This is a genomic window from Gordonia sp. CPCC 205333 (assembly GCF_048537885.1).
GTDB lineage: Bacteria > Actinomycetota > Actinomycetes > Mycobacteriales > Mycobacteriaceae > Gordonia.
Genome location: NZ_JBCLVI010000003.1, coordinates 298206 through 325199, shown reverse-complemented (window position 1 = coordinate 325199; position 26994 = coordinate 298206). Strand labels below are relative to the sequence as shown.

Sequence of the window (26994 nt, the reverse complement as noted above, 5' to 3'; positions counted from 1 at the left end):
GACATTGTGTCGCGGGCCGCATTGCGCAAATCAGATCAGGCGTCGGCCTTGACCTCGTCCGCACTCACCTCAGCGGGTGCGTCCGCCTTAGCCTCGTCGTCGACAAGGATCAGGCTGATCTTGCCGCGCTCGTCGATGTCGGCGATTTCGACCTGCAACTTCGATCCGACACTCACAACGTCCTCAACCTTGTTGATCCGCTTGCCACGGCCCAACTTGGAGATGTGGACCAGTCCGTCGCGGCCCGGCAGCAACGACACGAAGGCACCGAAGGCAGTGGTCTTGACGACCGTCCCCAGGAACCGCTCGCCGACCTTGGGTAGCTGCGGGTTGGCGATGGCGTTGACCCGGTCGATCGCGGCCTGCGCCGACGGGCCGTCAGCGGCGCCGACGAACACGGTGCCGTCATCTTCGATGGAGATGTTGGCGCCGGTTTCCTCGGTGATGCCGTTGATCGTCTTGCCCTTGGGGCCGATCAGCTCACCGATCTTGTCCATCGGGATCTTGATGGTGGTGATCCGCGGTGCGAACGGACTCATCTCGTCCGGCTCGTCGATGGCCTCGGCCATTACGTCCAGAATGGTCAGGCGCGCATCGCGGGCCTGGCTCAACGCGCCGGCGAGCACCTTCGACGGGATGCCGTCGAGCTTGGTGTCGAGCTGAAGGGCGGTGACGAAATCCTTGGTACCGGCGACCTTGAAGTCCATGTCGCCGAAGGCATCTTCAGCACCGAGGATGTCGGTCAGCGCCACGTAACGGGTCTCGCCGTCGACCTGGTCGGAAACCAGCCCCATCGCGATACCAGCGACCGGAGCCTTCAGTGGCACGCCGGCGTTGAGCATCGAGATGGTCGATGCACAGACCGAACCCATCGATGTCGAGCCATTGGAACTGAGGGCCTCAGACACCTGGCGAATCGCGTAGGGGAACTCCTCGACGCTCGGCAACACCGGCACGAGAGCACGCTCGGCGAGCGCGCCGTGGCCGATTTCGCGGCGCTTCGGCGAGCCAACGCGACCCGTCTCACCCGTCGAGTACGGCGGGAAGTTGTAATGATGCATGTACCGCTTGGACGTCTCGGGTCCCAGCGAGTCGATCTGCTGAGCCATCTTGACCATGTCCAGGGTGGTGACGCCCATGATCTGGGTCTCGCCACGCTCGAACAGCGCGCTGCCGTGTGCACGCGGGATGACCGCGACCTCGGCCGAGAGCGACCGGATGTCGGTAATACCACGGCCGTCGATGCGGAAGTGGTCGGTCAGGATGCGCTGGCGGACCAGCTTTTTGGTCAGCGAGCGGTAGGCCGCGCCGATTTCCTTCTCACGGCCTTCGAACTGGCCGGCGAGCTGATCGAGAAGTTCGCCCTTGAGCTCGTCGGTGGCAGCGTCACGCTCCTGCTTGCCCGCGATGGTCAGCGCCTGCGCCAGCTTCTCCGATGCCGCGGCATCGACCGCTGCGTAAGTGTCGTCGGCATACGGCGGGAACAGCGGGAAGTCGCCGGTTTCCTTGGCAGCCTGCTCGGCCAGACTCTTCTGAGCCTGGCACAAGGTGGCGATGAACGGCTTGGCAGCTTCGAGGCCTTCGGCGACGATCGCCTCGGTCGGCGCCTGAGCCCCCTCGGCGATGCGAGCCAGGACATTCTCGGTTGCCTCGGCCTCGACCATCATGATGGCGACATCGCCGCCATCAACGATGCGACCCGCGACAACCATGTCGAACACGGCTCCCTCAAGCTGCTCGACGGTCGGGAACGCGACCCACTGGCCCGCCTTGTTCTCCTCGGTCGGGATCAGCGCGACGCGGACGCCGCCGACCGGACCGGAGAAGGGCAGTCCTGCGATCTGGGTCGATGCCGACGCGGCGTTGATCGCGACGACGTCATACAGATCGTTGGGGTTGAGCGACAAGATGGTCTCGACGACCTGGATCTCGTTACGCAGGCCGTCGACGAAGGAAGGGCGCAGTGGCCGGTCGATTAGACGGCAGGTGAGGATCGCGTCGGTCGACGGACGGCCTTCGCGGCGGAAGAACGATCCGGGGATGCGTCCTGCGGCGTACATACGCTCTTCGACGTCGACGGTCAGCGGGAAGAAGTCGAAGTGATCCTTCGGCGCCTTCGACGCGGTGGTGGTCGAGAGGATCATGGTCTCTTCGTCGAGGTACGCCACGACGGCGCCAGCGGCCTGCTGTGCAAGGCGGCCGGTCTCGAAACGGATGGTGCGGGTGCCGAAGCTGCCATTGTCGATAACGGCGGTGGCTTCGGTGACGTCGTCGTCGTAGTCGACGTCGGTGTTGACTTCAGTAGTCATATGTTCGGGGGTTTCCCTTTCAGTGCGGCGGGCCGCTCGTCGGCGCCGCCGGATGGTTACGCGATTACGACACCTGATCAGCCCTTTGACGGGTACGACAAGGTGTCGGGACATAGCGAGAATGCGAGAGATCGCACAGAGTGCCGGTGGTTGCACGCCCTTCCAACAGGACATGCGATGCAGACGGCCTTCGATCGAAGCTGTCGGAACCCTTGGCTCCGGCAGCCACTACCGAGGACCGATCTGACTCGAACCCACCAAACTTCATCTGTTGACATCTGCAACCGGCGATGTTCCGTGGTGAGTTTATCACTTGACAAGCCGATGGTTGCCATTCTGCGGGTGCTTGGCCGCGCAGATTCCTAAATGTCCCCCTGAGCCGAGCGGACGCCATATCGCCGTCCTCGCCCGCCACGGGAACAGTTTCAGCGCCGCCACCCGGCTTCTGCGTCCCCAGTCAGACCAAACCGGGCGCGGTAGGCCGACGGCGTGGTGGTATACCGCCGAACGAAGTTCTGCCGAAAAGTCACGGCGCTGCCAAATCCGCACGAATGGGCGATCCGGTCCATCCCCCAACGGGTGTTCTCCAACAGCACGCGCGCTTCGTTCAGTCGTTGGTCAGTAACCCACTGCGCCGGTGGCATCCCGATGGCGGCACGAAAGTTTCGCACGAAACTCCGTCGGCTCATATTCGCCTGTGCCGCAAGAACATCGACCGATAGGTCGCTGTCGAGGTTGGCCAGCGTCCATTCGCAGACCTCGCTTATCGGATCACCGTCCGGCTGCGGCGCGACTGGGCGCTCGATGTACTGGGCCTGACCGCCGTCGCGATGCGGGGCGACGACGAGGTACCGGGCGACACGATTCGCCGCCGACGCGCCCAGGTAGCGCCGCACGATATGCAGACACGCGTCGATGGACGCAGCCGTGCCGGCCGACGTAATGACGTCGCCGTGATCGATGTATAGCACCGAGGAATCGAGCGTGAGGTCCGGATTTCGTTGCGCCAGTTGAGGCATCCATCCCCAATGAGTCACCGCCGAACGACCGTCGAGCAGGCCGGCGTCGACTATGGCAGTCGCACCCAAACACAATCCAACGATTACCGCACCTCGTTCATGGGCCGCGCGTACGACCGCGCATAGCGGAGCGTCGGCGGTAGGTAGATCCGTTGGCCACGTGGGGATTACGAGAATGTCCGCGTCGTCGACAATCTCAGGCCCCTCGATGCCAGACAGCGCATTGCCTTCGGCCGTGCGGATAGTCGGGCAACCAAATGACCACAACACGGGCGACCAATTCACACCGCGTTCCACCCGGCCGACTTCACCGAATACGGCCAGCGGTGCCGCGATGTGGAACAACGACGCGCCATCGAAGACATAGATCGCAATTCTCATGACGACCCCTTCCAGATGGCCTGATCCCATCGATAGTGTGCATAACGGCCACTGCCATTGCAAACGCGCACCGCGCAGACTCATCGATGAACAGCAAGCCACATCCGATGGGAGACCCGAATGCCCGCACCACGCAGAGCACTGATCGTCGTCGACGTCCAACAGGAATACGAGATCGGCCCCTTGCAGATCCAGTACCCACCACGGGACGAATCCGTTGCCAACACAGTCACCGCTATCAATGCCGCGCAAGCGGCCGGATTACCAATTGTCATTGTGTCGCATACCTTTCCGGAGCAGGCGCCGGTTTTCGCCACCGGCTCGAAAAGTTGGCAACTGCAGCCAGCGATCGCCGCCGCCGCGCCCGACGACGCCAAGTACGTCGAGAAGAACTTCGCTTCGACTTTCGCTGGCACCGACGTCGCACAGTGGTTGGCAGAACGCAGCGTCGACACGATCACCATCGTCGGCTTCATGACCAACAACTGCGATCTGGCAACTGCGGTGGAAGCCGAGGGACTGGGACTGTCCGCCGAAATCCTGTCTGATGCGTCCGGTGCGATCCACCTCGCTAACGAGGCCGGCTCGGTGACCGCCGAACAATTGCACACCACACTGATGGTTCTGCTCCAGTCGAACTTCGCGGCCGTCGCCACAACCGCCGACTGGCTCGCCGCACTCGAGGCCGGCGAAGCGCTCACCAAGAACAACCTGGTGAGTTCGGCATTGGAAGGACGCGGCGCGGCGGTCTAGACGAATCGACGCGACCTCGATACTTCTATCGCGCCGATTCGCGCAGTGCGGCCAACTGCTGTTGCCACCACTGCGCGAATCGGAGTGCGAATACATCGAGCGGAAAGTTATGCCGCACAGCATTTTCCGGGGGTAGCCGATCCCAACCGAAGTGCTCGACGGTCACTCGAGTGCACACCGGGTCGCCGCCGAGCTCGTCGAAGCGGACATGCAACTCTGTGTCGACGTCGGGCGGAAAGCCCTCCTGACGCCACCCCATCACCAATCGCGAAGGCGGCTCCCACCGTCTGACGTCGCCGATCTCGAAATACGAACCGTCGTCGTATCGCTCGATCAGACGCCCGTCCGGTCCGGACTCGAACTCAAGCACACCAACGCGATTCGGCATGAACTGAAATAGCGGATTCGGTTGCCACCACCGACCGATCTGTTCGGTGAAGATCCAAAACGCGCGGTCGGCCGAGGCTTCGACCCGAACGGCGATCAGCACCCGCGACCCGTCAGCCACTATCACGCTCGACAAGGTCGGCGAATGATGACAACTGCTCGGTCCAGCCGCGCTCGGTGGCATCAAGCCAAGCGCGCAACTCGACCATCGGCGCCGACCGCAACGAGTAGATCCGAACACGAGCGTCGAACTCGGGATGGAATTCTTCGACGACGCCGCGTTGGCGCAACACGCGTAGGTGTTTACTCAGTGCCGACGGACTCGCTCCGACAGCTTCGGCAAGTTCACCCGACCGCATCGCCTGTTTCGCCAATAGTTCGACGACTTGTCGGCGAACCGGATCGGCAAGGGCGGTGATCGTGGCGTCGAGGTCGGTCATTCCCAACCCGGCGAAACGATCGGCTGACCGATCGCAGCTTCCGCTTCGGCCCGGGTGACGTCGCGAATATGCTGCGCGAATGTCCAGCAGTGGCCTTCCAGATCGACGACGCGGTAGGTCCGATCGCCGTAGAACTGATCGGACGGCTCAGCCTGGACAATGGCACCCGCGGCCCGCGCGCGCTCGAAATGCGGGTCGATGTCCTCGGTCAGCTGCACGTGTACCGACTGTGTGTTCGCGCCGCCGAACTCGGCGGGACTTCGGGTCCAGTCCGCCCACTGCGCGCCGATCATGATGCGCCCGCCTGACGACGCGGCCATTTCATAGTGCGACATCTCCGGTGCGTCGGGAGGGCCGTCGATGGCCATCGTCGTCTCGAATCCGAATGCCTCACTCAGCCACGCGAGCGCGGCCTTCGGATCGCGGTAGAACACTGCCGAGGTGAATACATTGTCGTCCATATCGGAAATTATTGCCCCATACGGAAACTAAATCAAGACAAAAACGAAGCCGGGCCATGTCACCCTGCGGTGATGTGGCCCGGCCCGAAGACTGATTTACGTTAGCGACGCAGGCCGAGACGCTCGATCAGCGAACGGTAACGCGCGATGTCGACGCGAGCGACGTACTTGAGCAGGCGGCGACGGCGGCCGACGAGAAGCAGCAAGCCGCGACGGCTGTGGTGGTCGTGCTTGTGCTGCTTGAGGTGCTCGGTGAGATCGGTGATGCGTTTGGTCAGCAAGGCGACCTGCGCTTCTGGTGAACCGGTGTCGGTCTCGTGGAGACCGTACGCGGTGAGGACTTCCTTCTTCTGCTCGGCAGTCAAAGCCATGGCAGTACTCCTTATTTCAGTTCCGCGTCCATTCACCTGGTGCGCCACCGCGGACTGCAGCAACACCGAGGAGCCAGGGTACCAGCGAGCGCGGTACGCACCCAAATCGAAGCCGCCAGCCCTATTCGCCGAGGACTCGCCGGGTATCCTCTACGTCCTTCGCCATCTCGTCGAGCAGATCGTCGATGCTGTCGAAGGCAACCATCGGACGGATATGCGCGACGAAGTCGACTGCGACATGCTGGCCATAAAGATCAGCGCTGGTGTCGAGGACGAATGCTTCAACGGTGCGGGTTCGGCCGGAGAAGGTTGGGTTGGTACCGACGGACACCGCGGCTTGGTATCGCGCCCCCGGTTCCACTTGTCCCACAACGGGTCCCGCGCCCAAGACGGTGAACCACGCCGCGTAAACGCCGTCGGCCGGAATCGCCGAATGCATCGGTGGCGCGACATTCGCAGTCGGATAACCCAACTGCCGACCACGCCCGTCGCCGCGAACGACGACACCTTCAACCCGGTGCGGACGACCGAGAGCCTCGGCCGCCGACTCGACGTCACCGGCCGCGACACATGACCTGATGTATGTCGACGAGAACGTCACCGCATGTTCGCCGAATAGCGAAATCGCTTGCACCTCAAAGCCGAAACGTGCGCCTGATTCGCGCAGTTTGTCGACGGTGCCCGCGGCCTTCTTGCCGTAGGTGAAGTTGTCGCCGACGACGACCTCGGACGCATGCAGCCGCTCCACGAGGACCTCGTGCACAAAATCCTTCGGCGATTGAGAGGCCAGAACCGGAGTGAACGGCATGACGCAGAAAACGTCGATACCCATCGCCTCGGCGAGTTCGGCACGGCGCGTCAGGGTGGTCAACTGCGGAGGATGGCTACCGGGGCGCACAACCTCGGCCGGGTGTGGATCAAAAGTCATCAGCACCGACGGCACTCCACGCTGCTGCGCAGCCGCGGTTGCGGCGTGTACCAATTGTGCATGCCCACGGTGGACGCCATCGAATACACCGATGGTGACCACGCACCTGCCCCAGTCTGCTGGAATGTCGTCGAGCCCTCGCCAACGCAACACGTGGCACAGCCTACAGGCACCCTGTTAGCCACTGCGCGGCAAGGACATCATTGCCGACACGCACGCCGCCGGGTATCCGGCGACATCGACAACTCCACCCCTCTAGACTGTGACGCATGCCTAACCGCTCCGGCCCGACGTCGCGACGCACCCCCGACGAGGACGCCGCCAGCGCGACGAACGCTCCGACTCCCTCTGTCGAAGCCCTGACCTCGGTCACCCAGGACTATCTGAAGGTGATCTGGACGGCGCAGGAGTGGGCAGAGGTGAAAGTGACCACCAAGATGCTCGCCGAAAAACTCGGCGTCTCACCATCGACGGCATCCGAGTCGATCCGGAAGCTCGCCGACCAAGGCCTTGTCTCGCATGAGAAATACGGTGCGGTCAGCCTCACCGAGTCGGGTCAGACCGCCGCGATCGGCATGGTGCGCAGACATCGACTACTGGAGACTTTCCTGGTGTCCGAGCTCGGCTACGGCTGGGACGAAGTGCATGACGAGGCCGAGATACTCGAACACGCGGTATCCGATCGGCTGATGGCTCGTATCGACTCGAAACTCGGTCACCCCGAACGCGATCCACATGGCGATCCGATTCCAGCCCTCGACGGGTCGATGGCATTGCCGTCGGCCACGCGACTGGCCGATCTGTCGGTCGGCGACTCGGGTACCGTCGCACGCATTTCTGACACCGACCCTGACATGCTCCGCTACTTCCACGAGGTGGGAGTAGCACTGGATTGTGTGCTGACGGTGGTCGAAAAACGTCCTTTCGCAGGCACGACCAGCATCGAGGTCCACGGCGGCACCACCTTGGACCTCGGTGACATCGCAACGCACGCAATCTATTTGGATCCGCACACCACCTAGCGCGTCGCTAACGCAACGTCGCCGGCCGTACCACCATTACCGAGCTGGCTCGACGACCCTTTTCCCGGATCAATGCGATCGGCTGTCCCGCGGGGTCGATCACCACATAAACGTCTTTACGTCCCACCGGCTCCAACCAGCGTCCCTGGCTGATGCCCTCGGCCTCGTCAAAACTGATCTCGCGGTGCGGAAATGCCAGCTTGGCCGCTTCGTCTATATGCAGACTCAGTGGTGGGGTTCCGTCAGTTTCGGGATCACGTACCAACTCGTCGAGAGTCCGCGCGTGCTCCAGACTGAATGGCCCGACTTTGGTGCGGCGCAACGCCGTGAGATGCCCGCCGACCGCGAGTGCGGCCCCCAGGTCGCGGGCCAGCGCGCGAATATACGTTCCCGACGAACAGTCAACCTCGACATCGAGATCGACGAACGCTCCCTCGCGTCGGGTAGCGACGAGATCGAAGCGATCGACGGTGACCGGCCGCGCGGGAAGTTCGAAGTCCTCACCCGTGCGCATCAACGCGTGGGCGCGTCGCCCGTCGATCTTGATCGCCGACACCTTGGCCGGTACTTGCATGATGTCGCCGGTCAATGCCGTTATGCCAGCGGCGATTTCATCGTCATTCAGGCCTGCCGCGTCAACACTTGACACCACTTCGCCTTCGGCGTCGTCGGAGTCCGTGGCCGCGCCGAGGCGAATCGTCGCTGCATACGACTTGGTGGTCAATGACAATAGACCGAGCAACTTCGTCGCACGCTCGATGCCGACGACCAACACGCCGGTCGCCATTGGGTCGAGTGTTCCGGCATGACCGACCCGGCGCGTATTGAATCCCTTGCGGCACTTGGCCACAACGTCGTGGCTGGTCATACCCGCCGGTTTGTCTACGACGACCAAACCGGCACTGTCGAGATGCGCGTGTCCCTCGGCCATTAGACGAGCGTGATCGTCGTAGTGATGAATCCCTGGTCGATCAGCCAGCGGCCGGGTAAGCGCAACAACGGTTCTCCCCCGTCGTCGGTCTTGCCGTCGATGAGAATTGTCGAGGTGAAAGTCCCCGACGCCGCACCGGTGTCGGAACCCGAGATCTGCTCGAACACGATATGCGCGTCTTCAAAACCAAGCCACCGATGAGTCAGCGGAAACCACGCCTTATAGGTTGTCTCCTTGGCGCAGAACAGAAGCCGATCCCAATGCAACCCCGCCGGACGCCCCGCCAGGACATCGCGCTCGGCCGCGATGCTGGTGTGCTCGAGTACGCCGTCGGGCAGCGCATCATGAGGCTCGGAGTCGATGCCGAGTGAGCGTACCGCCATCGCATATCCGACGATTGCCGCACGGTAGCCGTCGGTGTGGGTGATCGAACCGACCACGTTCCGCGGCCACAATGGCTCGCCGGTCTCACCACGCATGATCGGCCCGGCGTCGGCACCCAACTGCGACAATGCTTCTCGCGCACAATGTCGTGCGGTGATGAATTCACGACGACGTTTCTCCACCGCGCGTCCGATTATCGGCTCCTCCGCGGGTAACGCGGTCAAGCCGACCGGGTCGTCGAATGCCTCAACGCCGATGACGCCGGCCGGCAGAATCTGCTCAATCAACTGGGCTGCCTAACTTCTCTCATGGAGGTAATGGGGCGGAATTCTTATCGACGTCACTTCGTCCCCGAACTGCGCCGGGCCTGACGTTCCGCCAGCTTCCGGCGGAACTCGGCGGCGCGTTCCTGATAGTCGGGCGGCAACTCGAATCGTGCCCCGTGTTCAGGCAAGTCATTTGGCGTCATCCCCGGATCCGGCCAGATTTGGCGCAGCAATGGCTCGGGCAACCCACGTCGCTTCCACTCGCGCGGATAGCCGACCGACACTTCTTCGAAACGAATATCGTCGTACCAGGTGGTCCGTGGAATGTGCAGGTGTCCGTAGACGGCACACGCGGCGCGGTAGCGGGTGTGCCAATCGTGGGTGAGTTCACTGCCGCACCACAGCGCGAACTCCGGGTACATCAACGCGTCGGTTGGTTCACGGCGAAGGGGCCAATGGTTGATCAGGATCGTCTGCTCGGCGGGGTCGATAGCGTCGAGACGCTTGCGGGTCGCTTCGATTCGCGCCCGCCCCCAGGCATCGCGCGTCGGATACGGCTCGGGTGAAATGAGAAATTCGTCGGTCGCGACGACATTGCGTTCGCGCGCGAGCGCCAGCGCGGCAAGTGCCGTGGTGGTGCCTTCGGGGCGAAACGTGTAGTCGTACAACAAAAACATCGGCACAATGCGAACCGGCTCGGCCCCGGCAACCCCGGCATCGAAGATCGGAAAGATGTCATCGGGCGTCACGACGTCGATGTCGCGGCACGCTTGCACCAGGTAGTCGTAGCGCGCTACCCCGTGAATCTGCAGCGGATCCTTAGCCGTCGTATACAACTCATGGTTGCCCGGCACCCAGATAACAGTGTCGAACCGCGCACGCAGGCGACGCAGTGTGTCGATGATGTCGTCGGTGCGTTCGGCGACGTCACCGGCGACAATCAGCCAATCGTCGGCGGCGGCGGGACGAATCTGATCGACGATATGTTCGTTGCCGCGGTGTGCCACGTGCAGATCGCTGATCGCCCAGAGAGTTGCCACGATGTTCCATCCTTCCAGATCGCCCGGCCGCGTCCCAAAAACGGGCGCAGCGAAAAGGCCGCCGGGGCAGATCGTCCCGACGGCCTTCGCGGTTGAATCAGTATTAGCGCCGGTAACCGGGGGCGCCGGGCCGCAGCGACTTCTGGTAGGTCAGCTTGCCATCCGGATCGGTGACGAACCGGCCAGCACACTTGCCCTTCAGCGATGCAACCGTCACATCCCAGACGCGGGAATCGAAGGACTCGAAGGTGTGCTCCAGACCCAGTCGCGGTAGGGATTCGTTCGCCGGGACCGGGGTTACGCGGCACTGACCGCCGTCGAGGTCTCCGGTCGCGTATTCGCGCGCGCTACGCACGCCGAAGTATTTCGTCGGACCGGGAGTGTCATCGCCCTTGTTGATCGCGGTCAGGAACTTATTACCTGGGCACACTTCGCGGCCGACGTTTTGCGAACACGCGGCACCGGACCCGTACTGCGGGCTACCGATGGCGACATAGGTGGTGACTTTCTTGGTCCCACCCAATGCTTTGAGGTACCAGCGCGCGGAAATTCCGCCCATACTGTGTCCGACCAGAGCGATCTTTGCTCCGGGATGCGCGCGACGCTCGCGGTCGACGGCGGCGCTGATTGCCTTTGCGTCCGCCTTGACGTCGAATCCCTTCAAGTCCAGGAGAGTCGTTGCAAACCCGCGCGAGGTGAGATTCTCGGCCATCAGAACGTACGGCGTCGTGCCGAAGGACTGGCCGGGGATAAGCAGCACACGAGTTTGCGGTGGCGCGGCTTGTGCGGGAGCCGCGATGGTGAAAACACTCATCATCGCGATGACACTGACTACTGCAAAGAGGATTCGACGAACCGACATTCTTAGAAGGTTAGCCTAAGTAGGTCTAGGGTGTGGGTATTGGGTACGCGGTCCGCTCAACCGCGCCGGCCCCGTGCGCCGGTCTAGTGCCGACGAGCGTGCGAGTCGGTGTATCGAGACCACACAACACCCCCGCCGGTCGAGTGCCGACGAGCTTGCCAGTCGGTGTATCGAGACCACACAACAGGACTCGAAAACCCCTACACCGCCACGCAGTTGACTGACGGGGGTCTCGATACACCTCGTCGCTAACGCTCCTCGGCACTCGACCAGCGGTAAAAGCGAGCTACCAGGGTCACTCTGCGTCTCGCGCCGCGGAGACCATCGCGCAGACATTTCCGCCGCAAAGGTATATGCCACAACAGTTTCCACCGCCAGGCTACGCGCCCCACTTTTCGTCCCCGAACTACGCGGCCCCGACACTACTGCCCCGAAATGACTATTCTGGCCCAATTCCCGCTGCGGTAACGCCACCATACCGCCGCCAATCGCAGCACCATGAAGACGAGTAAGCCAGACCAAATTCCCGCGAGGCCCCAGTCGAAGATCAGCGACAGCCAAATCAGCGGAAAGAACCCGCCGAGCGCCGAAACCAATGTGGCAGTACGCAAGAACGCGGCATCGCCCGCGCCCAGCAGGACGCCGTCGAGTGCGAATACCACGCCGGCTATCGGCAACATCGCGATCAGGAACCACCACGGCGTGGCGATGGCATCGAGCACCATCTGATCGGAATTGAACACCCGAGGCAGCACCGACGCACCGGCAGCCAACAACGCTGCGACCGCAACTGACAGAGCCATCGATGCCGTAGTCACCCGCCGCGCAACGAGTTTCGCCCGCCCAACCGCGACAGCGCCCAGAGCGGCGCCAACGAGACTCTGCGCGGCGATGGCCAACGAGTCGAGTAGCAGCGTCAGAAACTCCCATACCTGCAATACAACCTGATGCGCCGCAACGGCTTCCACCGAAAACCGCGCCGCGACAGCCGCAGCCGACACGAAGCAGATCTGGAACGAAAGGCTGCGGGCGATGAGGTCACGCGCCATGACGAGTTGTGCGCGAACAATCATCGGATCAGGCCGCCAGGACACCGCCGACCCCACCACGCGCCGCGCCAGCGCCGCCAAGAACAATAAGCCGGTAAGACCCTCCCCAACGAGATTGGCCCACGCGCTGCCGTGTAAACCCAGTCTCGGCAACCCGCCAACGCCATGTACCAAACCAACGCAGAGCACCGCTGAAATGCTCAGGCCCACAACCACATTCACTACCGGCGCGCGAGTCTCCTGGATACCGCGCATCCAGCCGTTGCCAGCCATCGCCACCAAGATCAACGGAACCCCGAAAATGGCGATACGCAACCAACCCGCGGCGTCTGCGGCCACGGTGTCGTCGGGAACCAGCGCTTGCATTACCCACGGAGCTGTTGCGAATCCGACGACGACGATTACCAGCCCAACGGCCAATGCTATCCATGTCGCCTGCATACCTTCGGCCAGCGCGCCATTGCGATCACCCGAACCGAACCGTCGAGCCGAACGGGCGGTGGTGCCATAGGCCAGAAAGGTCAGCTGAGTACTGAGAATCGAGAGCACCAGAGTTCCGACGCCGAGCGCGGCCAACTCGTGCGCGCCCAGTCGTCCGACGACGGCCAGATCGAGCAAGAGATAAAGCGGCGGCGCGATGAGTACCGCCAGCGCCGAGGTCGCCAGCACCGCGATCCGGCCGATACCGGAATCCAACGCCTGCGAGTCGTTACCGCCGGGTTCTGCGCTCAGAGCGTGTCCACCAGGCGCGCGACGACGTCATCCGCCGACCCGGTATCGCTGTACCCCGCGGCCCGATGATGTCCGCCGCCGCCGTGCGACTGAGCGATAGGCACGAGATCGACCGACGACTTCGACCGAAGGGACACGGTCCATTCGCCGGGGTCGCCCTCTTTGAAAACGGCGGCTACTTCTGCCTCCGACACCGTCCGCACGACGTCGATCACGCTTTCCAACTCGGCCCAGTCAAGACCCTCGGAAGCTTCGTTGTCGATCACCGCATACACCAGGCCACGCCCGTGCAGGGAATCCTCCCGAAGCGTCGCCGTCGCGAGAACCTTCTCCACCATCTGCAACCACGCGAACGGGTGACTGTCCAGCAGCGTCCTGCTCCACCGAGCACCGTCGACGCCCGCCTCCAGCAGACGAGCGGCGATCGTCAACGACGCCGGACGCGCCCATTTGAACGAGCCGGTATCGGTGATCAGGCCCGCGTAAAGACAGGTCGCGATGTCGGCATCGACGTCGACACCAAGACGATCAACGACGTCGAGCACCAGTGCCGCTGTGCAGTCGGCACCCGGATCGACATAGTCGATCGACCCGAAGCCGGTGTTGGATACATGATGATCAATCACGATGCTGCGCGTCGCATCACTGAAATGCGCAGCAAGACAAGCCAATCGACCGAGAGTCGCGGCATCCACCGCAACAACGGTGTCATGACCGACCACGGCGTCGGCGTCGACGAGCAATTCGACGCCAGGTAATTCGCTGAGTCCCTCGGGCAATGACGTGTCACCGGGGAACGACACTTCGACGTCGATACCGAGGCGCCGCAGCGCCAGTCCCAGTCCCAAGCCACTGCCGATGGTGTCCGCATCGGGTCGCACGTGGCACAGAATCGTCACCGAGCCCGCGTTACGCAAGGTCTCGGCGATGAGACGTGCGGTGTCAGGCGCCAGCACTCTACCGCTCACTGCACTCCGTCGGAGTCATCGGTGGATTCGTCGGCCGACTTGTACGGATCCGATTCGCCGGCAGGCTTAGCGCCCTCAGCCTGTCGGGCAACCAGTTCATCATTGGCATGGGCACGTGCCAACAGCTCGTCCATATGGCGTGCGGCGTCGGGAACTGTGTCGAGTACGAACGTCAACGTCGGGGTGAACCGGACACCGGTACCCGCCCCGACCTTGGAGCGCAGCACACCGGTCGCCTTAGCCAACGCGGCTGCCGCACCGGCATAGTCGGGTTCATCGTCGAGCGACTCCCCCATCACGGTGTAGAAGATGGTGGCCTCATGTAGATCTCCGGTCACCTTGGAGTCGGTCACGGTGACATGCGCCAACCGCGGGTCCTTGATCTCCGAGCCGATCGCGGAAGCCACGATCGATGAGATGCGCTTGGCGAGTCGCTGCGCGCGCGCCGGATCTGCCACGTCGAATTCCTTTCCCCTGCCGCTGCCTACAAACGAGGCGGGCATAACCTAACGAAAAACTACTCCTCCTGCTGCGTGACGGGAGCGAACTCTCGCCACGCAGCAGAAGGAGTGTATGGATCGGGCCTAGTCTCGTGCCTTCTCCTGCAGTTCGTACGACTCGATGATGTCGCCGACCTTGATATCGCTGTATGTCAGCGTCAAACCGCATTCGAAACCCTCGCGGACCTCGGTCACGTCATCCTTCTCCCGCTTCAGCGACGAGATGGTGAGGTTCTCGTTGACCACGACGTTGTCGCGGAGCAGGCGCGCCTTCGCGTTGCGCTTGACGACGCCCGAACTGATCATGCAGCCTGCGATATTGCCAACCTTGGACGACTTGAAGATCGCGCGGATCTCCGCGCGGCCCAGCTCGACTTCTTCGTAGATAGGCTTGAGCATGCCCTTGAGCGCACTCTCGATCTCGTCGATCGCCTGGTAGATGATCGAGTAGTACCGGATGTCGACGCCCTCGCGGTTGGCCAGCTCGGTGGCTTTGCCCTCCGCGCGAACGTTGAAGCCGATGATGATCGCATCCGATGCCGCCGCCAGGTTGACGTTGGTTTCGGTGACGCCACCGACACCACGGTCGATGACGCGCAACTGCACCTCGTCGTCGATCTCGATGCCGAGCAACGCCTCTTCGAGGGCTTCGACGGTACCCGAGTTGTCGCCCTTGAGGATCAGGTTCAGCTGGCTGGTTTCCTTCAGCGCCGAATCCAGATCTTCCAGGCTGATCCGCTTGCGGCTACGCGCGGCCAGTGCGTTGCGCTTGCGCGCATTGCGGCGGTCGGCGATCTGCCGTGCGATGCGGTCTTCCTCGACGACCAGCAGGTTGTCACCCGCACCCGGCACCGATGTGAAGCCGATGACCTGGACTGGTCGCGACGGGAGTGCCGCCTCGACGTCGTCGCCGTGTTCGTCGACCATGCGGCGCACACGACCGTAGGCGTCGCCAGCGACGACCGAGTCGCCGACCTTCAGCGTTCCGCGCTGCACGAGCACGGTTGCCACCGGACCACGGCCGCGGTCGAGGTGTGCCTCGATGGCAACACCCTGAGCGTCCATGTCGGGGTTGGCCCGCAGGTCGAGCGACGCGTCGGCGGTAAGCAGAACAGCTTCGAGAAGTGCCTCGATGTTGTCGCCCTGCTTGGCCGAGATGTCGACGAACATGGTCTCGCCGCCGTATTCCTCGGGAATGAGGCCGTACTCGGTGAGCTGGCCACGGATCTTTGTCGGATCCGCGCCTTCCTTGTCGATCTTGTTGACCGCCACCACGATCGGCACATCGGCCGCCTGTGCGTGGTTAACCGCTTCAACCGTCTGCGGCATCACGCCGTCGTCGGCCGCGACCACCAGGATCGCGATATCGGTGGCCTTGGCACCACGGGCACGCATGGCGGTGAACGCCTCGTGACCAGGGGTGTCGATGAAGGTGATCAGACGATCTTCACCGTTGAGGTGGGTGTTCACCTGGTACGCACCGATGTGCTGGGTGATACCACCGGCCTCACCCTCGCGCACATTCTCCTTACGGATCGTGTCGAGGAGTCGGGTCTTACCGTGATCGACGTGGCCCATGACGGTTACCACCGGAGGACGCTGCTCGAGGTCTTCCTCGCCGCCTTCGTCTTCGCCGTAGGTGAGATCGAAGCTGTCGAGCAGCTCGCGGTCCTCATCTTCGGGGCTGACAACCTGAACCTTGTAGTTCATCTCCGAGCCAAGCAGCTCCAAGGTCTCGTCGTTCACCGACTCGGTGGCCGTGACCATCTCGCCGAGGTTGAACAGGGCCTGGACCAGCGATGCCGGGTTGGCACCGATCTTGTCGGCGAAATCAGAGAGCGACGCACCACGGGCAAGACGAATGATCTCGCCTTGGCCGTGTGGCAACCGGACACCACCGACTGCTGGTGCCTGCATGTTCTCGTATTCGGCGCGTTTCGCCCGCTTGGACTTGCGGCCCCTACGGGGCGCTCCACCTGGACGACCGAATGCACCTGCGGCACCGCCACGACCGCGGTTACCGCCGCCGCCACCTGGGCGTCCACGGAATCCGCCGGCTGGAGGACCGCCGGCGTTGCCGCCGCCGCCACCTGGGCCGCCGCGGTAACCACCGCCACCGCCGCCACCGCCGCGGTTACCGCCGCCTGGGCCACCACGGCCACCGCCGGGACGACCGGCTTCTGGGCGGGCCGAGCGACTGGGCATCGCACCTGGGCTGGGACGAGGAGGCATGCTGCCCGGATTCGGACGAGGTCCGCCCTGGCCGGGGGCCGGACGTGCGCCACCGGGGCCGGGGCGTCCGCCAGCTGCCGGTCGACCGGCAGCACCGGGACGACCACCACCGGGACGCGGACCACCCTGACCTGGGCCGGGGCGGGGTCCGCCCGGTCCTGGACCGGGCCGAGACGCCGGTGGACGCGGAGCCGGCGCAGGTGCCGACGAGTAAGGATTGTTGCCGACGCGCGGTGCGCGCGGTCCGGGCTTGGGACCTGGACGCGCACTTGGGCCGGGAGCAGGTGTGCTCGGCTTAGTCGCCGCGGGCGGTGTGGCGGGTTCAGGCGCCGGAGTCGGTGCCGGTGCTGGCGGCTCGGGAGCCGCAGGAACCGGCGTGGCTTCTGCCGCAGCCGGCTTGGGTGCGCCGGGCTTAGGACCGCCAGGTTTACGAGCGCTGGGCTTCGGTCCCGACGACGCCGCCGGGGCGTCTGCGGAAGCGTCGGCGGCCGCCTTGGGGGTTGACTTTTTCGGGGCGGCCTTCGGGGCTGCCTCTGCTGCTCCGTCGGAGCTTGGGAATGATTCCCGCAGTCGACGAGCCACGGGGGCTTCAACTGTCGATGATGCGGATTTTACGAACTCGCCCTGCTCTTTGAGACGTTCGAGCACAATCTTGCTCGTCACGCCCAGCTCTTTGGCCAGTTCGTGCACGCGGGCCTTGCCTGCCACTGCTCTCCTCACTTGGAGGTCGAGCGGGACCCGCTGCGACCTCGGTTTACGTTAGAAACGTGCTCATCGTGGGAACTTCACGGTGTGCTCATGTCTTCTGCTACCTGTTCCGGCTCACTCGCGTGAGCCTCGTTCTGCGTCGATCCCATCACAGCCGCGATGAAATCGTCCGGGTCAACGGTGACCCCGCTGACTCGAAATGCCGTTGGCAACGCCCTACGCCGCAGCGCGGCCGACACACAGTCGGTCCGAGCATGCAGCCAGGCTCCGCGTCCCGGCATGGACTTGTGGTGATCAACTACGATCACCGGCCCGGCGTTGTTCTCACGAACCACGATCCGGACAAGGTCTGAGGCCACTCCACGTGCCACCGAGCGCTGTCTACATCCAAGACACATCCGAACAACCGGACGTGTCGCCACATCGACCATTGGTCAGTCTACCGCCCGTATGCAAATCGTAATCGCGGTGGCCATGTCAGGCCGGTGTGTCGACGTCGTCCACCGCGTCCGGCTCGGGGTCGGCGTCCGATCGAATGTCGATTCGCCACCCGGTGAGGCGGGCCGCCAAACGTGCATTCTGCCCCTCTTTACCAATCGCCAACGACAATTGGTAGTCGGGCACGACGACGCGTGCGGCCCGATTCTCCGCGTCGATGACCGTGACCGACAAGACCTTCGCCGGCGACAGCGCATTGGCTACGAACACCGCGGGATCGGCGTCGAAGTCGATGATGTCGATCTTCTCGCCGGCAAGTTCGCTCATCACGTTGCGGACCCGCTGGCCCATCGGCCCGATGCACGCGCCCTTCGCATTAAGTCCCGGAACGGTCGTATGTACCGCGATCTTCGATCGGTGACCAGCCTCGCGAGCGACCGCGACGATTTCCACCTGACCGTTCTCGATCTCGGGAACTTCCAGCGAGAACAGTTTGCGAACCAGGTTCGGGTGCGTACGCGACAGAGTGATTTGGGGACCGCGTTGGCCGCGGGTCACGCCGACCACGTAGCACTTGAGTCGATCACCGTGCTCATAGTTCTCGCCCGGCACCTGTTCGGCCTGTGGAATGACGCCCTCGGTTCCGTGGGCGTCGCTACCGACCTGAACGACGATCATGTTGCGCGCGTTCGCACGCACGTCGCGTTGCACGACTCCGCCGACGATCTCCCCCTCGTGCGTTGCGAAATCGCCGAAGTTCTTCTCATTCTCGGCATCTTGGATGCGCTGCAGAATTACCTGACGCGCGGTCGTCGCTGCGATGCGACCGAAATCAGCTGGGGTGTCGTCCCATTCGTGGACGATCTCGCCGGTCTCGTCGACCTCTTGCGCCATCACCCGCACCACACCGGATTTACGGTCGACATCGACGCGCGCATGCTGGGCGTATCCGTCGGTATGTCGATAGGCGGTCAGCAGCGCCGATTCGATTGCCGTAATGACAGTGTCGATCGAGACACCCTTCTCGACCTCGATCATCCGCAGTGCAGTGATGTCGATATTCATAATGCCCTGTGCTCCTATTTACTTTTGTCCACTAGTCGATGCTTCGTTTGAGTTGTCGGTCGGCGTCAGTCTGTGCGTGTCAGCCGCGCGATGGCCACCTCGTCCAGGCCACACAATTCCAGTTCGGTTGCGTTCGGGGCGCGGAAATCGACCTGTACAACCGCGTTGGTTACCGACTTGAGATCAATCGCGGTGATGGTGAACCGTCCCCGCTCGTTCCGAATCACTTCGACAGTTTCATCGGTGATCGTGCCGATGCGGCCGGAAAGTCGGGTGGTCTGAGCGTCTTTGGAGTATTCGACGTCGACCTTGCGGCCCTGCGCTCGGCGCCAATGCCGGGTCTCGGTCAGCGGGCGATTGATTCCCGGGGTGGTGACTTCCAAGAGGTAATCGGTATCAGGTGCTGCGGCTTCGATCAGGTCGACCAGATCGCGGGTCAGTGCTGCCAGCGCGTCCAGGTCCGCTCCACCGTCGCGATCGACGATTATCGTTACGGCTATGCCGCCATCCGATGCGGGTTCTATGGTGAAATCTTCGACGTCGTAGCCGTCGGCGTTGATCCGCGGGTCGACGAGTTCACGTATCTGCTGCGGCGTCATGGGTGGTGTGCTCACGCCGTGGGCTCCTCGTCTTCAGTTGTGCGGTGCGTCGGCAGTCGATTCTAGAGCACCTCGGCTCGGTTGCTTACTCAGGCTCGTCCATCACCACTGTCCGACGATCGACCCGGCACCAATGGCATCATGGTCGACTGTGACCCCCGCGCTGAATCGACGAACCGTCCTGGCCGGTGGCCTACTGGGCCTGACAGGGCTTGCCGTGGCCCCCGCGTTAGTCGGCTGCGACCGCGGCCCGACCGCCGACCAGTTGCTCGCACAACAACTCACCCCGGCGGCCACCGCCGCGACAAACGACGCCGACTCGGCACGCGGCCTGGTGGCGGCAAACCCGAATTACGCTGCGGCACTTGGTGTCGTGACCGCCGAACGCGACGTTCACGCCAAAGCACTCCGCGAAGAGATAACTCGACTGGATCCTGAAGCGGCGCAATCACTTTCAGAAACCACACCCCCGACCTCAGGCACACCGGACACGCCGCCGAGCACCCTCGACGCATTACGCGCCCAGTTGGAACGGTCCGCGCGACAAGCGGCGGACGTCGGCGTCACGATGGACGGCTATCGTGCCGGGTTACTCGCGTCGGTGAGCGCCTCGACGACAACACTGCGAAAGGTCCAACTGGCATGAGCGACACCACAGATGCGCTGGGCGCCGCAGTCGATGCCGAGCACGCGGCCGTCTACACCTACGGTGTGCTGACCGCGTTCACGACGGGCGATCGCCGTACAGCCGTCGCGACGTATATCGCCGAACACCGCGCTCGCCGAGACGAATTGAACGAGGCGCTGGTGGCCGCGGGCGGACAAGCTCGAAGCACTGCACCCGGCTATGTGCTCCCCGTGCAAGTGACCAACTCGGCGACCGCCGCGAGAGCGGCCCTGGACGCCGAGCAAGATACCGCTCAGGCATACCGATCCCTTGCCGAACGCGCGGACACCGCGCCGGTCCGACGACTCGCCGTTGACGGCCTAACCGAATGCGCACTGCGCGGAGCGTTTTGGCGCCAGGCGTCGGGGGTCAGGCCCGCGACGGTGGCGCTGCCGGGCATTAAGTAACTGGAACTAGCCCCGAACGGCCGCCCGGACAGCATCGACCGCACCGTCGACCGGAACAACTGCGGCCTCGCCGCTAAACCGATCACGGATTTCGATGGTGCCGTCAGCGAATCCTCGCCCGACGACGACAACCGTTGGGACACCGATCAACTCGGCGTCTTTGAACTTCACGCCGGGCGACGCCTTGCGATCGTCGATAAGGACCTCAATACCTGCGGCATCGAGATCGGCCGCCAATTGTTCCGCGCCCGCGACAGCGGCCTCGTCCTTGTTGGCGATCACCAGGTGCACGCCAAACGGCGACGCCTCCTTTGGCCAGCGCAGTCCTTTGTCGTCATGCCACTGCTCGGCCAGCACCGCGACCAACCGCGACACCCCGACACCGTAGGAACCCTGAGTCAGTCGCACCGGCTTACCGTTCTCGCCGAGCACATCCACCTCGAAGGCGTCGGTGTACTTCCGGCCGAGCTGGAAGATATGGCCGATCTCGATTCCCTTGGCCGACACCAGACTTCCCTGGCCGTCCGGCGATGGATCGCCATCGCGGACTTCGGCGGCCTCGATGGTGCCGTCAGGTGTGAAGTCCCGGTCGGCGACGAGGTCGACGTAGTGTTTACCTGCTGCGTCAGCACCGGTGATCCACGCCGTGCCGGAAACCACCCTGGGATCGACGACATAGCGAACTCCGTTGGCCAACAACGCCTTCGGCCCGATGTACCCTTTTGCCAAAAATGAACTGGCTGCAAAATCGGCGTCGTCGAGCAATTCGACTTCAGTGGGCTCCAGCGACGCCTCGAGACGTTTGAAATCCACCTCGCGGTCCCCCGGCACACCGACACCGAGCAACTCCCACTCGCCGCCGGGAGCACGCACTTTCACCATGACGTTCTTCAACGTATCGGCGGCGCTCACCTCGCGGTCGAGGGTACTGTTCGCCCACTCGACCAGAGCGTCGATAGTTGGAGTGTTCTCGGTGTCGTGGACGACGGCCTCGGGCAGTCCGTCGAGCGGAATCGGCGCGGGCGCCGGCGTGATCACCGCTTCGACATTGGCCGCATAGCCGGACTCGACACATCGCACATAGGTGTCCTCGCCAACCTCCGCCTCGGCAAGGAATTCTTCGGATGCACTTCCGCCCATCGCCCCAGAGGTCGCGGAGACGATCACATAGCTGACCTGAAGGCGCTCGAAAATCCGCTGATATGCCTCACGGTGGGCGCTGTATGCCTCTTTCAGCCCATCGTCGGACAGGTCGAAGGAGTAGGAATCCTTCATCACGAACTCCCGGCCACGCAGAATGCCGGCCCGGGGACGTTCTTCGTCGCGGTACTTGGTCTGAATCTGATACAGAATGACCGGCAGATCCTTGTACGACGAGTACTCGGTCTTGACGAGGTTGGCGAAGATCTCCTCATGGGTTGGCCCCAGAAGCATATCCGCGCCCTTACGGTCCTGCAGACGGAACAGCGCGTCGCCGTATTCCGTCCACCGTCCGGTGGCTTCGTATGGGTCGCGCGGTAGCAATGCGGGCAACAGAATCTCTTGTCCGCCAATGCGATTCATTTCTTCACGCACGACATCTTCGACAGCCCGCAACACTCTGAGACCCAGCGGCAGCCAGGAGTACACACCCGGCGCGGCGCGGCGCACATAGCCGGCGCGAACCAGCAGTTTATGGCTGGGCACCTCGGCATCGGCCGGATCGTCGCGGAGAGTCCGCAGGAATAGGGAGGACATGCGCGTAATCACATCGCACAGCTTAGTAACCTGGTGAAAGTGTTGGTAATCCTCCCTCCTTCAGAGACTAAGTCCGACGGTGGTTCGGGCGCACCACTCGACCTCGACGTGCTGTCATTTCCGGCGCTGAATGAGAATCGGAAGGTGCTCGGCGATGCCATCGTGACTCTGGCTGCCGATCTTGACGGGAGCCGAAAGGCGCTTGACCTGGGACAGTCGCAATTGGCGGAGGTGGATCGCAATGCCGACCTGTGGTTGTCGCCGACCCGCCCCGCGATCATGCGCTACACCGGCGTCCTCTACGACGCGCTGGACTTTTCCGGTCTTACTCGTGCGGGCAAGACCAAGGCCGCCGACCGCCTGGCCATCGGGTCGGCACTATTCGGCGTCGTACGCGCGCGTGACCCGATCCCGGCATATCGACTGTCCGGCGGATCGAAACTGCCCGGCATGGGCACGCTGGGGGCGCTCTGGAAGCCGGTTCTGACGCCAGAGTTGGACGCGGTCGACGACTTCCTCGTCGACCTGCGCTCGGGCAGCTATCAGCAGCTCGGGCCAGCCAAACGCGCGGTGACGGCGACCGTCGTGACCCAGGCTCCCGACGGCTCACGAAAAGTGGTGAGCCACTTCAATAAACACTACAAAGGGTTGATCGCGCGCGATTTGGTGAATACCCGGCGCAACGTAAAGGACATCAACGCGCTCGCAGCGGTGCTATCGGACGCCGGGCAGCACGTCGAGATTGACGGGCCAACGTCCATCACGGTGGTGACCGAATAGCCTCAACGCCGACTGCATTCTGACTCGTCATCACCGGCGAGGGAGCATCTACCTTACCGAGGTCGTGATGGCAGAATTCAGCCCGCGTTGGCCGCTTCCTGCGCGGCCTGCCCGTCGGCGACTTCCTCGGGTGTGAATCGCATGAACAGCACGACGATGCCAGCCAGGATCGCGATCCCCGCACAGGAAGCGAACGCGAGTCCGTAACCGTTGGCCAGGGCGTCGAGCTGCGAGTCGTTCATCGTCTCGACCGGCGCGGTGGTCCCGCCGAGCGAAAGCGACCGCGACGTCACCATTGCGCCGACGGCGACCAGTCCGACAGCACCGCCGATCTGCTGAGCCACCTGAGCCAGTGCGGTCAGCGGGCCGATTTCGGTTGCCCCGACACCGGCAACCACCGACAGGGTCAGTGGAATGACCGCCATTCCGACGCCGAAGCCGATCACGACAACCGGCACACCAATACTCGGGAAATATGGCGGAGCGCCGGTGGCGATTGTCGCGGCGTAGATACAACCGACAAAAATCACGACGCCGCCGATAAGCACCAGCCAGCGCGGCTGGAATCGCAGGGAAAGTTTCGACGCTATCGCGGCGGCGATGCCCAGTCCGAACGCGAACGGCACGACGGCCATACCGCTCTGCAGCGGTGAATATTTCAGGATTCCCTGCAGATATAGCGAGATGAAGACCGCCATACACATCATGATCGCGCTGGCGAACAGAATGGCGGCCAATGCGGCCACCCGACTCGTGTTGTCGAATAGTGAAAATGGCAGAAGCGGATTGTCGGCGGTCCGCTCGACATAGACGAACGCGATCAGCGCGACAACGCCGCCGACCAGCGAGCCGATCACCAGTGGACTCGACCATCCGTTGGGACCTTCGTTGATTCCCAGGACCAGCAAAGTGCAGCCGAGTGTCGCGAGTATCGCGCCAGGGACATCGAGCGCCAATCGTTCACCCTGTGACTCGCGCAGACACCACACAGCGCCGATCGCCACCAGGATTCCGATCGGCACGTTGATGAGGAAGACCAAGCGCCAACTGATCTCGGTGAGCACTCCTCCAACGATCAGCCCGGCGACCGAGCCGATACCGGTCATTGCAGCGTAGATCGCGAAAGCGGTGCTGCGATCTTTACCCGGCGCGAAAGTTGTTGCGACAAGCGCCATTGCGGTCGGTGCGGCGATCGCGGCCGACACGCCCTGCAGGGCGCGGCCAGCAACCAACATCCATTCGTTTTGCGCGACGCCGCATAGTAGCGATGTCAGCGTGAAGGCGACAACACCGGCGATGAACATGCGTTTGCGTCCGAACGCGTCGCCCAGCCGACCGCCGAGAAGCATGAGCCCACCGAAGGCAAGCACATACGCGGTGATGATCCAGTTGCCGCTGGCCTCGGACAGATGTAACTGTTCGCGGATACGAGGCAGCGCCAGCGCGGCGACCGTGCCGTCGAGTACCAACAGCAACTGCATGCCGCTGATCACCAGGATCTGCGGTCCAAAAACCTTGCTGTAGGCACCGCCTGCGGGGGCGGCGGCATTCGCCGTTGAATGGGACATGATCTGCGACGTTACCGCGAGACCGCGCCCCGTTGCCAATCCCTGTTGGCATATTCGCGCATCACGATGCCGCGTCGGTGAACCCCGCAACCTCTCCGATCACGACAATCGCCGGGGGCCGGAGCCGCTCGTCGACCGCAGTTTGCGCGGCGTACGCGAGAGTTGTTCGCAACACCCGCTGCGAGGGAAGCGAGGCGTTCTCGATCATCGCGACCGGCGTCTGGGCTGACCGACCACCGTCGAGTAAGGCGTCGGCGAAGGCGTCGACTCGTTCAACCGCCATCATCAGCACGATCGTGCCGCGGAGTTGCGCGAGTGCGGCCCAGTCGGTCAGCGAATCCGGGTGTCCGGGCGGTACATGGCCCGACGCGATAACCACCTCATGCGTCACGCCACGATGTGTGACGGGGATACCGGCGAGCGCGGGTGCCGAGATGGAACTGCTGATTCCCGGCACGACGCTGACCGGCACCCCGGCGTCGACACATGCCTGCAATTCCTCGAAACCACGGCCGTAAACATAGGGATCTCCGCCTTTGAGGCGGACCACGAATTTGCCGGACAGGGCGCGATCGACGAGGACCGCGTTGATGGCCTCCTGTTTCATGGCTCGTCCGTACGGAACCTTGGCAGCGTCGATCACCTCGACGTCTGGTCCGAGTCCGGCCAATAGTTCGGCTGGCGCCAGGCGGTCGGCGACGACGACGTCGGCCTGGGCCAACAGCGCCCTGCCGCGAACGGTTATCAGGTCGGGGTCGCCGGGGCCACCGCCGACCAGCGCGACGCCGGCCGGGTGCTTCTCATCGTCGATCGGCGCGATCGTCGTTGAGCCGTCGAAGACCGCAGCCACTAGGTCGCGGGCCCGAGCCGAGCGCCGATGATCGCCCGCAGCGAGCACACCGAACGTCAAAGCACCGTGGCTCCCGCTGGCCGGCGTGACCGCGGACCCGCCGCGCGCATCGTCGGCGCGGACGCAGAAGATGCGCGAACGTTCGGCCTCCGCGACCACAGTTGCGTTGACTGCCGGATCGTCGGTACACGCGATGGCGTACCAGGCACCGTCGAGATCGCCGTCGGCGTACGCGCGGCGGTGGATATGCACAGCGGGATTGGATTCGACGGCCGGCGTCGGGTCGATTGCCACCACGTGCACCTGTGCACCGGAGGCGATCAGATTCGGCACCCGCCGCTGAGCGACCGAACCTCCGCCCACCACAACGACTTTGCGACCGGCCAGATTCAGCCCCGCCAGGTAATGCGCCGCGCCGCTTGACGGGTCGGCCGAATCATTGCGAGACGAGGGTTGGGGCATGGGAGGAAATGTTACCGACGACGGCCGCGTCTCAGCGAGGCAGGCGCAGCGCGTTCACCCATAAATCGGTGCAGGTTTGCACCATCGCATCAAAATCGATCTCCTCTTCAAAGCAGAAAGTGTGGAACGCGACACGAGAAACCATGGCCGACAACGCTTTTGCCGAAAGCTCGGGATCAAGATCAGGATCAGCCAGGCCGCCTGCCTGCAATGCCGCAATCGCGCGCGCGTTGCGTTGGACAAACGCGTTGCTCCGTTCCCTGCGCACACCGCGAAACTCCGGATCGATCGCTGCCACCTGATCGAGTAATTTCATCATCTTGGCATTGCGACGATATCCGTCGAGATAGGCACGATTGGCCATCTCGATCTGCCCGCGCAGCGAACCATCACCATGCATCGGAACCTGCGGATGGAGCATATCGTCCTGAACCTTCTCCAGGACCGCCTGCAAAATCTCGGCTTTATCAGTGAAGTACGTATAGAACGTGCCCGTCGAGCAGCGGGCCGAGGTGGTGATGTCGCTGAGTTTGGTGTCGACATATCCCCTGCGTTCGAATACCCGGCGGGCGGCCGCGATCAGATTCGCGCGGGTCCGTTCGCCCCTGGCGGTGATCGGCTCTCGTTGGGCCGTCGTATCGGCGAGAACGGGGATCTCCATCAGGCACACCTAACCAT

At 63.3% G+C, this 26994-nt stretch carries 27 protein-coding genes; 5 read left to right on the top strand and 22 right to left on the bottom strand.

What is annotated here, in order from left to right:
* Positions 1–35: 35 nt before the first annotated feature.
* Both AAFP29_RS11720 and AAFP29_RS11715 read right to left on the bottom strand, forming a co-directional pair.
* Complete coding sequence (locus AAFP29_RS11720) at positions 36–2309, bottom strand: polyribonucleotide nucleotidyltransferase (protein ID WP_419217542.1); 2274 nt, start codon at positions 2307–2309, stop codon at positions 36–38.
* A 425-nt stretch (positions 2310–2734) separates the two neighbouring features.
* The gene (locus tag AAFP29_RS11715) at positions 2735–3709 is read right to left on the bottom strand and encodes a GlxA family transcriptional regulator (RefSeq protein WP_419217541.1); all 975 of its coding nucleotides are present in this window, start codon (positions 3707–3709) and stop codon (positions 2735–2737) included.
* 120 nt (positions 3710–3829) lie between these two features.
* On the opposite strand from AAFP29_RS11715, the gene AAFP29_RS11710 reads away from it, so the two are divergent.
* Positions 3830–4462 (top strand): isochorismatase family protein, encoded by a 633-nt coding sequence (locus AAFP29_RS11710; protein WP_419217540.1) that lies wholly within the window; start codon positions 3830–3832, stop codon positions 4460–4462.
* A 25-nt stretch (positions 4463–4487) separates the two neighbouring features.
* On the opposite strand, the gene AAFP29_RS11705 is transcribed toward AAFP29_RS11710, so the two are convergent.
* The 5 genes from AAFP29_RS11705 to AAFP29_RS11685 form a co-directional block, all read right to left on the bottom strand.
* Positions 4488–4976, bottom strand: coding sequence for an SRPBCC domain-containing protein (locus AAFP29_RS11705; RefSeq protein WP_419217539.1), 489 nt, complete (start codon positions 4974–4976; stop codon positions 4488–4490).
* Complete coding sequence (locus tag AAFP29_RS11700; RefSeq protein ID WP_419217538.1) at positions 4963–5289, bottom strand: ArsR/SmtB family transcription factor; 327 nt, start codon at positions 5287–5289, stop codon at positions 4963–4965. The genes AAFP29_RS11705 and AAFP29_RS11700 overlap by 14 nt, the downstream gene beginning before the upstream one ends.
* Positions 5286–5750: a VOC family protein gene (locus AAFP29_RS11695; RefSeq protein WP_419217537.1), complete on the bottom strand. Its 465-nt coding sequence runs from the start codon at positions 5748–5750 to the stop codon at positions 5286–5288. Before AAFP29_RS11695 ends, AAFP29_RS11700 begins: the two co-directional genes overlap by 4 nt.
* 101 nt (positions 5751–5851) lie before the next feature.
* Positions 5852–6121, bottom strand: a complete 270-nt coding sequence (rpsO, locus tag AAFP29_RS11690) for a 30S ribosomal protein S15 (RefSeq protein WP_419217536.1) — start codon at positions 6119–6121, stop codon at positions 5852–5854.
* Between the two features lie 121 nt (positions 6122–6242).
* Positions 6243–7202 (bottom strand): bifunctional riboflavin kinase/FAD synthetase, encoded by a 960-nt coding sequence (locus AAFP29_RS11685; RefSeq protein ID WP_419217535.1) that lies wholly within the window; start codon positions 7200–7202, stop codon positions 6243–6245.
* Between the two features lie 116 nt (positions 7203–7318).
* Between AAFP29_RS11685 and AAFP29_RS11680 the strand changes: the two genes are divergently transcribed.
* A complete protein-coding gene (locus AAFP29_RS11680) occupies positions 7319–8071 on the top strand; it encodes a metal-dependent transcriptional regulator (protein ID WP_419217534.1) in 753 nt (250 codons plus the stop codon).
* A gap of 7 nt (positions 8072–8078) precedes the next feature.
* Here AAFP29_RS11680 and truB read toward each other — a convergent pair whose 3' ends face one another.
* From truB to rimP, 11 genes are all read right to left on the bottom strand, one after another.
* On the bottom strand, positions 8079–9002 hold the full coding sequence (truB, locus tag AAFP29_RS11675; RefSeq protein WP_419217533.1) for a tRNA pseudouridine(55) synthase TruB: 924 nt from the start codon (positions 9000–9002) through the stop codon (positions 8079–8081).
* Positions 9002–9673: a 4'-phosphopantetheinyl transferase family protein gene (locus AAFP29_RS11670; protein ID WP_419217532.1), complete on the bottom strand. Its 672-nt coding sequence runs from the start codon at positions 9671–9673 to the stop codon at positions 9002–9004. Before AAFP29_RS11670 ends, truB begins: the two co-directional genes overlap by 1 nt.
* A 53-nt stretch (positions 9674–9726) precedes the next feature.
* Positions 9727–10692, bottom strand: a complete 966-nt coding sequence (locus AAFP29_RS11665) for a metallophosphoesterase family protein (RefSeq protein ID WP_419217531.1) — start codon at positions 10690–10692, stop codon at positions 9727–9729.
* Between the two features lie 103 nt (positions 10693–10795).
* Entirely contained in the window at positions 10796–11554 is a 759-nt protein-coding gene (locus AAFP29_RS11660; RefSeq protein WP_419217530.1) for an esterase/lipase family protein, read from the bottom strand.
* A gap of 422 nt (positions 11555–11976) precedes the next feature.
* Complete coding sequence (locus tag AAFP29_RS11655; RefSeq protein WP_419217529.1) at positions 11977–13299, bottom strand: MATE family efflux transporter; 1323 nt, start codon at positions 13297–13299, stop codon at positions 11977–11979.
* A gap of 32 nt (positions 13300–13331) precedes the next feature.
* On the bottom strand, positions 13332–14288 hold the full coding sequence (locus AAFP29_RS11650; RefSeq protein ID WP_419218079.1) for a DHH family phosphoesterase: 957 nt from the start codon (positions 14286–14288) through the stop codon (positions 13332–13334).
* A gap of 11 nt (positions 14289–14299) precedes the next feature.
* Positions 14300–14761 (bottom strand): 30S ribosome-binding factor RbfA, encoded by a 462-nt coding sequence (gene rbfA, locus AAFP29_RS11645; RefSeq protein WP_419217528.1) that lies wholly within the window; start codon positions 14759–14761, stop codon positions 14300–14302.
* 126 nt (positions 14762–14887) lie between these two features.
* Positions 14888–17743 (bottom strand): translation initiation factor IF-2, encoded by a 2856-nt coding sequence (gene infB, locus AAFP29_RS11640; RefSeq protein ID WP_419217527.1) that lies wholly within the window; start codon positions 17741–17743, stop codon positions 14888–14890.
* A 77-nt stretch (positions 17744–17820) separates the two neighbouring features.
* Positions 17821–18141 (bottom strand): YlxR family protein, encoded by a 321-nt coding sequence (locus AAFP29_RS11635; protein ID WP_419218078.1) that lies wholly within the window; start codon positions 18139–18141, stop codon positions 17821–17823.
* A 79-nt stretch (positions 18142–18220) separates the two neighbouring features.
* Entirely contained in the window at positions 18221–19246 is a 1026-nt protein-coding gene (gene nusA, locus AAFP29_RS11630; protein WP_419217526.1) for a transcription termination factor NusA, read from the bottom strand.
* A 65-nt stretch (positions 19247–19311) separates the two neighbouring features.
* Positions 19312–19860 (bottom strand): ribosome maturation factor RimP, encoded by a 549-nt coding sequence (rimP, locus tag AAFP29_RS11625; protein WP_419217525.1) that lies wholly within the window; start codon positions 19858–19860, stop codon positions 19312–19314.
* A 136-nt stretch (positions 19861–19996) separates the two neighbouring features.
* On the opposite strand from rimP, the gene AAFP29_RS11620 reads away from it, so the two are divergent.
* Positions 19997–20491, top strand: a complete 495-nt coding sequence (locus AAFP29_RS11620; protein ID WP_419217524.1) for a hypothetical protein — start codon at positions 19997–19999, stop codon at positions 20489–20491.
* Entirely contained in the window at positions 20488–20919 is a 432-nt protein-coding gene (locus tag AAFP29_RS11615) for a ferritin-like domain-containing protein (RefSeq protein ID WP_419217523.1), read from the top strand. The genes AAFP29_RS11620 and AAFP29_RS11615 overlap by 4 nt, the downstream gene beginning before the upstream one ends.
* A gap of 6 nt (positions 20920–20925) precedes the next feature.
* Here the strand turns inward: AAFP29_RS11615 and AAFP29_RS11610 are convergent, their stop codons facing one another.
* Entirely contained in the window at positions 20926–22656 is a 1731-nt protein-coding gene (locus AAFP29_RS11610) for a proline--tRNA ligase (protein ID WP_419218077.1), read from the bottom strand.
* A gap of 39 nt (positions 22657–22695) precedes the next feature.
* Between AAFP29_RS11610 and yaaA the strand changes: the two genes are divergently transcribed.
* Positions 22696–23436, top strand: a complete 741-nt coding sequence (yaaA, locus tag AAFP29_RS11605) for a peroxide stress protein YaaA (RefSeq protein ID WP_419217522.1) — start codon at positions 22696–22698, stop codon at positions 23434–23436.
* Between the two features lie 77 nt (positions 23437–23513).
* Here the strand turns inward: yaaA and AAFP29_RS11600 are convergent, their stop codons facing one another.
* The 3 genes from AAFP29_RS11600 to AAFP29_RS11590 all read right to left on the bottom strand — a co-directional run bounded on the left by AAFP29_RS11600 (position 23514) and on the right by AAFP29_RS11590 (position 26977).
* Entirely contained in the window at positions 23514–25004 is a 1491-nt protein-coding gene (locus AAFP29_RS11600) for a DHA2 family efflux MFS transporter permease subunit (RefSeq protein ID WP_419217521.1), read from the bottom strand.
* A gap of 61 nt (positions 25005–25065) precedes the next feature.
* Positions 25066–26316, bottom strand: a complete 1251-nt coding sequence (gene cobA / locus AAFP29_RS11595) for a uroporphyrinogen-III C-methyltransferase (RefSeq protein ID WP_419217520.1) — start codon at positions 26314–26316, stop codon at positions 25066–25068.
* A gap of 31 nt (positions 26317–26347) precedes the next feature.
* Positions 26348–26977: a TetR/AcrR family transcriptional regulator gene (locus AAFP29_RS11590; RefSeq protein ID WP_419217519.1), complete on the bottom strand. Its 630-nt coding sequence runs from the start codon at positions 26975–26977 to the stop codon at positions 26348–26350.
* Positions 26978–26994: the final 17 nt, after the last annotated feature.